Origin of the sequence: Streptomyces katrae, from assembly GCF_000966975.1 — a bacterium.
Classification (GTDB): domain Bacteria; phylum Actinomycetota; class Actinomycetes; order Streptomycetales; family Streptomycetaceae; genus Streptomyces; species Streptomyces katrae.
This window is the reverse complement of the sequence record NZ_JZWV01000123.1, coordinates 1-9,417: the sequence shown is the minus strand read 5'-3', so window position 1 is coordinate 9,417 and position 9,417 is coordinate 1. Positions and strand designations below refer to the sequence as shown.

The following is a 9,417-nucleotide window of genomic DNA, read 5'->3' as shown; positions in this document are numbered from 1 at the left end:
CTTGACTTTCGCTTGATCCGGTCATGGAGGGGCCGTGATGGGCCCGTGTCCGGGACCCGCAGGTGAGAGCTGAATCACTGGACGAGTGGGCATCGGTCAGGTAAGCCTCGGTTAAGTTAGGTCCGCCTCACCAGGCTGCCCCACGCCTCCACCCCGCCAGGAGCCCTCATGCGCCCCGCCCGCCTCACCGTTCTCACCGCGGCCGCAGCCGTCGCCGCGCTCACCGCCGTCACGGGCTGCGCGGAGAAGAGCGACAAGGGCGGCTCGGACGTGATCCACGTGAACGCGACCGACAGCGCCTGCGAGGTCTCCAAGACCGACTTCCCGGCGGGCAAGGTCTCCATCGAGGTCGAGAACAAGGGCTCCAAGGTCACCGAGCTGTACGTGCTCTTCCCGGACGACCGCATCGTCGCCGAGCGCGAGAACATCGGCCCCGGCACCAAGGCCACCATCACCGCCGAGATCAAGGCCGGCGACTACCTCTTCGCCTGCAAGCCCGGCATGAAGGGCGACGGCATCCGCACCAAGGTCAAGGCCACCGGCAAGGGCGCCGCCGAGAAGCGCAGCCCCGAGCTGGACGCCGCCGTGGCCTCGTACCGCAAGTACGTCCAGGAGCAGGCCGACGAGACCCTGCCGAAGGCGCAGGCCTTCGCCGACGCCGTCAAGGCCGGCGACCTGGAGGCCGCGAAGAAGGCCTACGCCCCCTCCCGCCTGGGCTGGGAGCGCACCGAGCCGGTCGCCGAGTCCTTCGGCGACATCGACCCGAAGGTCGACGTCCGCGAGGACGGCCTGGAGGCCGGCCAGGACCCGGCGAAGGACTGGACCGGCTGGCACCGCCTGGAGAAGTCCCTCTTCCAGGAAAACAAGATCGACGACAACGACAAGAAGCTCGCCGACACCCTGATCACCGACCTCACCGCCTGGCAGAAGAAGGTCGGCGAGGCCGAGATCACCCCGACCTCCATGGCCAACGGCGCCAAGGAGCTCCTCGACGAGGTCGCCACCGGCAAGGTGACCGGCGAGGAGGAGCGCTACAGCCACACCGACCTGGTCGACTTCAAGGCCAACGTCGAGGGCGCCGAGAAGTCCTACGAGCTCCTCAAGGCCGTCACCGCGAAGAACGACCCCGAGCTCGCCAAGCAGCTGGACACCCAGTTCGCCGCGCTGAACACCCTCCTGGACAAGTACCGCGCCGACAAGAACACCTACGAGTTCACCTCGTACGACAAGGTCGGCGAGGCCCAGCGCAAGGAGCTCTCGGACGGCGTCAGCGCCCTGGCCGAGCCGCTCTCGAAGCTGGCCGCCGCGGTCGCCAAGTAGTCCACAGCCAGGCAGAGCGGGAGATCCCATCATGACCGACGCCCAGGAGCCGAAGGTGTCCGAGGACGAGGCCCAGGAGTCCACCGGAGGCGCCCCGGCGCCCTCGCGCCGCGCCGTCCTCGGCTGGGGCGGGGCCGGGCTGGCGCTCGGCGCGGCCGCGGCCGGCGGCGCCGTGGCCGCGTTCAACGGCGGCCAGGACATCACGCCGGCGGCCTCCGCCGGCGCGGCCGTGGCCTTCCACGGCGAGCACCAGGCGGGCATCGCCAGCGCCGTCCAGGACCGGCTGCACTTCGCGGCCTTCGACGTGAAGACGAAGGACCGCGAGGAGCTCGTCAAGCTCCTCAAGGACTGGACGGCGGCGGCCCGGCTGATGACGGCCGGCCTGCCGGTCGGCGACGTGTTCGAGGGCGTGCCCGAGGCCCCGCCGACCGACACCGGCGAGGCCCTGGGCCTCAAGCCCTCCCGGCTGACCCTGACCATCGGCTTCGGCCCGGGCCTGTTCGCCAAGGACCGCTTCGGCCTGGAGGGCAAGCGCCCCGAGGCCCTGGTGGACCTGGAGGCCTTCCCGGGCGACAACCTGGACCAGGCCCGCTCCGGCGGCGACCTGTGCGTCCAGGCCTGCGCCGACGACCCGCAGGTCGCCGTGCACGCCATCCGCCAGCTGGCCCGCATCGGCTTCGGCAAGGTCGCGGTCCGCTGGTCGCAGCTCGGCTTCGGCAAGACCTCGTCGACCACGCCCGACGAGCAGACCCCGCGCAACATGATGGGCTTCAAGGACGGCACCCGGAACATCTCCGGCACCGACACCGCCGCCCTGGACAAGCACGTGTGGGTCGGCGCGGGCGACGGAAGCGACTGGATGACCGGCGGCTCGTACCTGGTCGCCCGGCGCATCCGGATGCACATCGAGACCTGGGACCGCACCTCCCTGCGCGAGCAGGAGGACATCTTCGGCCGCGACAAGGGCGAGGGCGCCCCGGTCGGCAAGTCCAAGGAGCGCGACGAGCCGTTCCTGAAGGCGATGAAGCCCGACTCGCACGTGCGCCTCGCGCACCCCGACAGCAACGACGGCGCGACCATCCTGCGCCGCGGCTACTCCTTCACCGACGGCACGGACGGGTTGGGCCGGCTCGACGCGGGCCTGTTCTTCCTCGCCTACCAGCGCGACGTCCGCAAGGGCTTCGTCGCGATCCAGCGCCGGCTGTCGAAGAACGACGCGCTGAACGAGTACATCCAGCACGTGGGCTCGGCCGTCTTCGCCGTCCCGCCGGGCGTCCGCGACAAGGACGACTGGTGGGGCCGGACGCTGTTCGCGTAGTCGCGTAGTCCCTTCCGGAGAGGAAACGCCGTGTTCGGCAACTATCTGATCGGCCTGCGCGAGGGTCTCGAAGCGAGCCTGGTCGTCTGCATCCTGGTCGCCTACCTGGTGAAGACGGGCAACCGGGCCGCGCTGCGGCCCGTGTGGCTCGGCATCGGGATCGCCTGCTCGATCTCGCTCGCGTTCGGCGCGCTGCTCACCTTCGGCACGCAGGAGCTGACCTTCGAGGCGCAGGAGCTGCTCGGCGGCAGCCTGTCGATCGTGTCGGTCGGTCTGGTGACGTGGATGGTCTTCTGGATGAAGAAGACCGCGCGGCACCTGAAGAGCGAGCTCCAGGGCAAGCTCGACGCGGCGCTCGCGATGGGCACCGGCGCGCTGGTCGCGACCGCGTTCCTGGCGGTGGGCCGCGAGGGCCTGGAGACGGCGCTGTTCGTGTGGGCGTCGGTGCGGGCCAGCGGCGAGGGCTCCTCGGCGCCGCTGATCGGGGTGCTGCTGGGCATCGCGACCGCCATCGTGCTGGGCTGGCTGTTCTACCGGGGCGCGCTGAAGATCAACCTGTCGAAGTTCTTCACGTGGACCGGCGGGATGCTGGTCGTCGTGGCCGCGGGCGTCCTCGCGTACGGGGTGCACGACCTGCAGGAGGCCGGGTTCCTGGGCGGCCTGCAGAACAAGGCGTTCGACATCAGCTCGGCGGTCCCGCAGGACAGCTGGTACGGGGTCCTGCTGAAGGGCGTCTTCAACTTCCAGCCCGACCCGACGGTGGCGCAGCTGGTGGTGTGGACGCTGTACCTCGCGGCGGTCCTGACCCTGTTCCTGCTCCCGGCGAGCGTGCGCGGCGCGGCCAAGACCCCGGCCGCGGTGAAGTAGCCCGCCCCCGATGGCGCGCCCCCCAGGGCCCGCCTCGAAGACCCGGCGCCCGGTTCGTTCCCCCCTCCGCGGGGACGAACCGGGCGCCGTTCCGCTTCCCGTGCCGCGGCTATCCGCGGCCGATGTACGGCATGGCCGTCGCCATCACCGTCGCGAACTGGACGTTCGCCTCCAGCGGGAGCTCCGCCATGTGCAGGACCGTGCGGGCGACATCGGCGGCGTCCATCACCGGTTCGACGGCCAGCTGCCCGTTCGCCTGGAGGATCCCGGTCTGCATGCGCGCGGTCATGTCCGTCGCCGCGTTGCCGATGTCGATCTGGCCGCAGGCGATCCGGTAGGGGCGTCCGTCCAGCGACAGCGACTTCGTCAGCCCGGTCATGGCGTGCTTGGTCGCCGTGTACGCGATGGAGTTCGGGCGCGGGACATGGGCGGAGATGGAGCCGTTGTTGATGATGCGCCCGCCCTGCGGGTCCTGCTCCTTCATCACCCGGAAGGCCCCCTGCGCGCAGAGGAAGGCCCCGGTGAGGTTGACGTCGACGACCTGGCGCCAGTCCTCGTACGCGATCTCCTCCAGCGGGACACCGGCGGGGCCGAAGGTGCCGGCGTTGTTGAAGAGGAGGTCGAGGCGGCCGTACCGCTCCCGTACCGCCCCGAACAGTGCGGCGACGTCCGCCGGGTCGCTCACGTCCGCCCGGACCGGGAGGACGTCCGCGCCCTCCCCGGCGGCCGCGGCGGTCTCCTCCAGGGGCTGGATCCGGCGCCCGGCCACGGCCACCGACCAGCCGGCCCCGGCCAGGGCGAGGGCCACGGAGCGGCCGATCCCGGAGCCGGCCCCGGTCACTACAGCGATCTTGTTCCCACGTGCGCTCATGGGGCCGCAGAGTACGTCACACCGGACATCCGGCCCGGAACGTTCCGACAGCTGAGAGCATGGGCCGGTCAGGGGTGCATAAAGCAGATGAAAAGACTGGAGTTCTGTATGTCGGAGAGAGGCCCCTCCGCGGCCCCCTCGCACGAACCGTCCGCCTCCCCCTCGGCCGCCGCCGCCGTCCCCCTGACCGCCGCCCGGCGTACCGGTCTGCTGGTCACCTTCATCCTGGGCGGCCTGACCGCCCTGCCCCCGCTGTCGATGGACATGTACCTCCCGGCCCTGCCGGAGGTCACCGCCGCCCTCTCCAGCCCGGCCGCGACCATCCAGCTGACCCTCACCTCCTGCCTCGCCGGCATGGCGCTCGGCCAGCTGGTCATCGGGCCCATGAGCGACAAGTGGGGACGGCGCAGGCCCCTGCTGACCGGGATGGCCGTCTACGTCCTCGCCACCGCGATATGCGCCCTCGCCCCCTCCGCCGGACTGCTCATCGGCTTCCGGCTGCTCCAGGGCCTGGCCGGGGCGGCGGCCATCGTCATCGCGCGGGCCGTGGTCCGCGACCTGTACGACGGGGTCGAGATGGCCCGCTTCTTCTCCACCCTGATGCTGATATCCGGCACCGCCCCGATCGTCGCCCCGCTGATCGGCGGCCAGGTGCTCCGCTTCGCGGACTGGCGCGGGGTGTTCGTCGTCCTCACCGCCGTCGGCCTCGCGCTGACCCTGGTGGTCTGGCGGGGCCTCGGTGAGACCCTGCCGCCCGAGCGGCGCCAGACCGGGGGCGTGGGCGCCGCCCTGCGGACCATGCGGGGGCTGCTCTCCGACCGGGTCTTCGCCGGGTACACCCTGGCGGGCGGCTTCGCCTTCGCGGTGCTCTTCTCGTACATCTCCGCCTCGCCCTTCGTGGTGCAGGAGATCTACGGCGCCTCCCCGCAGGCCTTCAGCCTGCTGTTCGGCCTCAACTCCGTCGGCCTGATCGTCGTCGGCCAGGTCAACGGCAAGCTGCTGGTCGGCCGGGTCAGCCTGGACAAGGTCCTCGCGGTCGGCATCGCCGTGCTCACCGCCGCCTCGGTGGCCCTGCTGCTGATGTCCACCGGCGTGTTCGGGACGGTCGGGCTGCTCCCCGTCGCCGCCGCCCTGTTCGTGCTGATGTCGACGATGGGCCTGGTCCTGCCCAACACCAACGCACAGGCGCTGATGCGCACCCCGCACGCCGCCGGATCGGCGTCCGCCCTGCTGGGCACCTCCTCCTTCCTCGTCGGCGCCGTCGCCTCTCCGCTGGTCGGGATCGCGGGCGAGCGGACCGCCGTGCCGATGGCCCTGGTCCAGCTGAGCTGCTCGCTGCTGGCCGCCGGCTGCTTCCTCGCCCTGTGCCGGCCCTGGCGGGAGCGGGAGCCGATGGCCGCGGCCGCCGACCCGGCAGCCCCGGCCGCGCCGTAAACTTCGCTGGTGAACGCCACCGCCCCCACCACCGCCGAAACCCTCCGCAGCGCGCTGGGCGGGCTGCTCGACGGACTCCCGCCGAAGCAGGCCGCGGCCGCCGTCGAGCGGCTCATCGCCAACTACCGGGGCACCACCCCCACCGACGCCCCCGTGCTGCGCGACCGCTCCGACGTCGCCGCCTACGCGGCGTACCGGATGCCGGCCACCTTCGAGGCCGTGCGCTCCGCGCTGGACGGGCTGGCGGAGGCCGCGCCGCGGTGGGTGCCGGGCTCGCACGTGGACGTGGGCGGCGGCACCGGGGCCGCGACCTGGGCCGTGGACGCCGTATGGGACGGGCCCCGCACGACCACCGTGCTGGACTGGGCGGAACCTGCCCTCGCCCTCGGCAAGGAGCTGGCCGCCCGCTCGGGCTCCGACGCCCTGCGCACGGCCGACTGGCGCCGGGCCGTCATCGGCGCCGGGATCGCCCTGCCCGACGCGGACCTGGTCACCGTCTCGTACGTGCTGGGCGAGCTGACCGCCGAGGCCCGCCGGGCGGTCGTCGCGGAGGCGGCCCGCGCCGGGCAGGCCGTCGTCCTGATCGAGCCGGGCACGCCCCAGGGGTACCTGCGCATCCGCGAGGCCCGCGACCAGCTGATCGCCGCCGGGCTGAAGGTGGCCGCGCCCTGCCCCCACGACGGGGCCTGCCCGATCGAGGTGGGCCAGGACTGGTGCCACTTCTCGGCCCGGGTCAGCCGCTCCTCCCTGCACCGGAAGGTCAAGGGCGGCTCCCTCCCGTACGAGGACGAGAAGTTCAGCTACGTCGCCGCGACCCGCTTCCCCACGACCCCCGTCCCCTCACGGATCACCCGGAGGCCGCAGATCCGGAAGGGCCTGGTCCTGCTGGACCTGTGCGGCCCCGAGGAGACCGGGCTGGGCCGGGCCACCGTCACCAAGCGCCACGGCGGCCTGTACAAGGCGGCCCGGGACGCCGAGTGGGGCGAGCAGTGGCCCCCCGCCGACGCCCCGGATTCCCCGGCCGTCTAAGGACGCAGCTCCTGGGTGCAGCACTTCACGCTGCCGCCGCCCTTGAGCAGCTCGCCCAGGTCCATCGGGACCGGCTCGAACCCGCGCTCGCGCAGCGGCGCCAGCAGGCCGGTCGCCGCCTGCGGGAGCAGCACGTGCCGGCCGTCCGAGACCGAGTTCAGGCCGAAGGCCGCCGCGTCCGGGGCGTCCACGAGCAGGGCGTCCGGGAAGAGCCTGCGCAGCACGGCCTGGCTGCCCGGGGAGAAGGCCGGCGGGTGGTACATGATCTCGTCGCCGTCGAGCACGCACAGCGCCGTGTCCAGGTGGTAGTAGCGCGGGTCCACCAGGTCGAGGCCGATGACGGGGCGGCCGAAGAACTCCTGCGCCTCGTCGTGCGAGAGCGGGCTGGAGCGGAAGCCCCGGCCCGCCAGGATGTAGCCGGCGGTGACGGCGAAGTCCCCCTCGCCCTCGTTGACGTGCGAGGGCTCGTGGATGTCGGTGAAGCCGTGGCTCCGGAACCAGTCGAGGTGGATCTCCGCCTCGGCGGTGCGCTCCGGGTAGGCGAAGCGGGCCCCGAGGACCCGGCCGTCGATGACGAGGGCGCCGTTCGCGGCGAACACCATGTCGGGCAGGTCCGGGTCCGGCTCCAGTGTCTCGACGGTGTGCCCGAGGGAGAGGTAGCGGTCCCGCAGGTCCTCCCACTGGGCGAGGGCGAGGGGCAGGTCCACCGGTTTCGTGGGGTCCATCCACGGGTTGATGGAGTACGTGACCTTGAAGTGTGCGGGTGGGCACATCAGGTAGCGCCGGGGTGTGGCGTCTCTGCGCACAGCAGGCTCCTCACGACTGCGGACTCACGGTACGGGTGTGTACGGAGAGAATCGTCTCTCCTCAGGATGCGGTCGCACAGTGAACTGATCGGGTGGTTTACCACAACGGCCAGAAGACGAGACGTCTCGCCGGAGTTGGTACGTTGGGCCGATGAGCAAGCCTCCGGACTCCAGCCGCCGCAGCGAGCGCTCCCGGCGCGCCATCCTCGACTCCGCCCTCGCCCTCGTCGGCGAGGTCGGCTACAACAAGCTGACCATCGAGGCCATCGCGGCCCGCGCGGGCGTCGGCAAGCAGACCATCTACCGCTGGTGGCCCTCGAAGGCGGCCGTCCTGCTGGACGCGTCGCTGGCGCTCTCCGGGGAGGCCTGGACGGAAACGGGCTGGTCCGGTTTCCCCGATACGGGTGACCTGGCGGCCGACCTGAAGTCCGTCCTGCGGGCCACCGTGGACGAGTTCGCCGACCCCCGCTACGAGGCCCCCGCGCGCGCCCTCACCGCGGCCGGGGCGACCGACCCCGAGCTGGCGGCCCGCTTCACCGAGCAGCTGCTGGAGCCCCAGCTCGCCCTGTACGAGGCCCGGTTGCGGACGGCCCGGGAGGCCGGCCAGCTCGCGGCGGACACCGACGTCCGGCTGGTGACGGAGATGCTGGTCGGGCCGTTGACGTACCGGTGGCTGATGCGCACGGGGCCGCTGACGCACGCCTTCACGGACGCACTGGTGGACTCCGTACTGGGCGGGGTGGCGGGAGCCACGGCCGGCGGCGCGGACGACGTGGCAAAAGTCACCGTCCGATAGCCGGACACCCCGTGACCTCGCCAAGGCCGGGAACTTATGGCCGGATTGTGCGTTTTTGGCGGGAAGTAGGCGCGGGGGCCGGAATGGGGGGTGCGGTCACCCGGCCCGCGGGATGGTGGGACCATGGATCGGTCTGCCGGGGCAACGGTGAGGTGAGGGGATAGATGGGGTCTGAGTCCGGCCGCGTCAAACGCGGCGAGCAGAGCAGGATTTCCCAGTGGCTGCGCCGCCGCTCGAAACCCACTCCCGAGGACCCCGGCAGGGAACGCGAAGCGCTCCTGGTGGCCGTCGCCGCCGCCGGACTCCCGGTCGCCCCCGCCGCCCATCCCGTGGGCTACCGATGTTCGTGCGACCGCATCGGCTGTCCCACGCCCGCCCGGCACCCGGTCTCCTTCGCCTGGCAGACCCAGTCGACCACCGACCGCGCCCAGATCGAACGCTGGGCCCGCAACCAGCCCCAGGCCAACTTCATCACCGCGACCGGCATGGTCCACGACGTCCTGGACGTCCCCCTGGAAGCCGGCCGCAGCGCCCTGGACCGCCTGCTCGCCGCCGGCGTCGAGGTCGGCCCGGTCGCCGAGTCGGGCGGCACGGGCGACCAGGCCCGGATGCTCTTCTTCACGGCCACGCGCGGTACGCCCGAGGACGAGGACGAGTGGTGGCCCTGCGAGCTGGACTGCCACCCCGAGACGATGGACGAGCACCCCGGCCTGCGGTGGCACTGCCGCGGCAGCTACGTGCTGCTTCCGCCGGCGGCGCTGCCCGGTGACTTCGCCGTGGCGTGGGTGCGCGACGTCCGCCATCCGCTGCCGGACCCGCTGACCCTGCTGGAAACCCTCACGGACGCGTGCGCCCAGTACGCCGGCGCGGCGGACCAGACCCCCTCGGCGGTCGCCTGGCCCCTGGGCCGCTAGGCCCCGCCGGTCCCGCTGCGCGGAGCTCCTCCCCGCCCCGCCCTTTCTCCGTTTCCCGGGGC

Annotated in this window: 9 protein-coding genes; 7 read left to right on the top strand and 2 right to left on the bottom strand. The window is 72.3% G+C overall.

Going from position 1 to position 9,417, the window contains the following annotated elements; translation table 11 throughout:
* Positions 1 to 168: 168 nt before the first annotated feature.
* Genes efeO through efeU form a run of 3 tightly spaced genes read left to right on the top strand, consistent with a single transcriptional unit; the run spans position 169 to position 3,505 of the window.
* On the top strand, positions 169 to 1,320 hold the full coding sequence (gene efeO / locus VR44_RS06700; RefSeq protein WP_045946451.1) for an iron uptake system protein EfeO: 1,152 nt from the start codon (positions 169 to 171) through the stop codon (positions 1,318 to 1,320).
* 31 nt (positions 1,321 to 1,351) lie between these two features.
* Positions 1,352 to 2,638, top strand: a complete 1,287-nt coding sequence (efeB, locus tag VR44_RS06695; protein WP_211275030.1) for an iron uptake transporter deferrochelatase/peroxidase subunit — start codon at positions 1,352 to 1,354, stop codon at positions 2,636 to 2,638.
* A gap of 30 nt (positions 2,639 to 2,668) precedes the next feature.
* Positions 2,669 to 3,505 (top strand): iron uptake transporter permease EfeU, encoded by an 837-nt coding sequence (gene efeU, locus VR44_RS06690; protein WP_045946450.1) that lies wholly within the window; start codon positions 2,669 to 2,671, stop codon positions 3,503 to 3,505.
* Positions 3,506 to 3,614: 109 nt separating this feature from the next.
* On the opposite strand, the gene VR44_RS06685 is transcribed toward efeU, so the two are convergent.
* On the bottom strand, positions 3,615 to 4,376 hold the full coding sequence (locus VR44_RS06685) for an SDR family oxidoreductase (RefSeq protein ID WP_045946449.1): 762 nt from the start codon (positions 4,374 to 4,376) through the stop codon (positions 3,615 to 3,617).
* 108 nt (positions 4,377 to 4,484) lie between these two features.
* Between VR44_RS06685 and VR44_RS06680 the strand changes: the two genes are divergently transcribed.
* Together VR44_RS06680 and VR44_RS06675 are read left to right on the top strand one after the other, a co-directional pair.
* A complete protein-coding gene (locus VR44_RS06680; RefSeq protein ID WP_245691620.1) occupies positions 4,485 to 5,810 on the top strand; it encodes a multidrug effflux MFS transporter in 1,326 nt (441 codons plus the stop codon).
* A 9-nt stretch (positions 5,811 to 5,819) separates the two neighbouring features.
* Positions 5,820 to 6,839 (top strand): small ribosomal subunit Rsm22 family protein, encoded by a 1,020-nt coding sequence (locus VR44_RS06675; protein WP_045946447.1) that lies wholly within the window; start codon positions 5,820 to 5,822, stop codon positions 6,837 to 6,839.
* On the opposite strand, the gene ddaH is transcribed toward VR44_RS06675, so the two are convergent.
* Positions 6,836 to 7,645 (bottom strand): dimethylargininase, encoded by an 810-nt coding sequence (gene ddaH / locus VR44_RS06670; protein ID WP_045946446.1) that lies wholly within the window; start codon positions 7,643 to 7,645, stop codon positions 6,836 to 6,838. The two genes, VR44_RS06675 and ddaH, sit on opposite strands and share 4 nt — an antisense overlap.
* Before the next feature lie 151 nt (positions 7,646 to 7,796).
* Here ddaH and VR44_RS06665 point away from each other — a divergent pair, with 151 nt between their 5' ends.
* Both VR44_RS06665 and VR44_RS06660 read left to right on the top strand, forming a co-directional pair.
* Positions 7,797 to 8,441 carry a TetR/AcrR family transcriptional regulator gene (locus tag VR44_RS06665; protein ID WP_045946445.1) on the top strand — a complete coding sequence of 215 codons (645 nt, stop codon included), beginning with the start codon at positions 7,797 to 7,799 and terminating at the stop codon, positions 8,439 to 8,441.
* Between the two features lie 164 nt (positions 8,442 to 8,605).
* Positions 8,606 to 9,355 (top strand): bifunctional DNA primase/polymerase, encoded by a 750-nt coding sequence (locus VR44_RS06660; RefSeq protein WP_045946444.1) that lies wholly within the window; start codon positions 8,606 to 8,608, stop codon positions 9,353 to 9,355.
* Positions 9,356 to 9,417: the final 62 nt, after the last annotated feature.